The organism is Thalassobacterium maritimum, from assembly GCF_031127805.1.
GTDB classification, from domain to species: domain Bacteria; phylum Verrucomicrobiota; class Verrucomicrobiia; order Opitutales; family Coraliomargaritaceae; genus Thalassobacterium; species Thalassobacterium maritimum.
In genome coordinates this window covers 1-461 of sequence record NZ_JARXHW010000235.1, presented here as the reverse complement: position 1 = coordinate 461, position 461 = coordinate 1, and the positions used below count along the sequence as shown (strand labels likewise).

Sequence of the window (461 nt, the reverse complement as noted above, 5' to 3'; positions counted from 1 at the left end):
AGTCGGGTTGCTTTAGCGCCCGATTTGGTGTTTTGAAAGCGGCTCGGCATGGAAACAGGGCGCTAAAGCAACCCTGCTACGTTTGGGGCGACTGCCTGTGTTTGGCGGTCTTCACAAGTGAAGCTCCTACAAAATCTCACGGACCAATTTCTTTAAATAATCGCGGGCTTGTTCTTCTTCGGTGAAGGCGCCGTCGAGCTGGGCTTCGTAGGCGCGGTCGAGGATTTTGCCGAAGTGGGGGCCGGGCTTGATGCCGAGCTCTAAGAGGTGGCGCCCGAGTAGGATGGGCTTGGGGGCGTTGTCCTGAATGGCGAGCTCGGCTGTTTTATCAAGTAGCCATTGGCCTTCAGGGTAGCCGTCGGATTTGATGGGTGGGCGGCCGTTTTTGTCGGCGTGGGCGACGCGCACCAGGCGGTCGATGCGCTTGACTCTGGCAGCCAGGCGGCGGATGGCGGAGTCGC

1 pseudogene is annotated in these 461 nt (G+C 59.4%); it reads right to left on the bottom strand.

Annotated elements, in window-relative coordinates:
• Nucleotides 1-126: 126 nt before the first annotated feature.
• A pseudogene (locus tag QEH52_RS20945) lies at nt 127-461 on the bottom strand (polynucleotide adenylyltransferase); the annotation flags it as partial.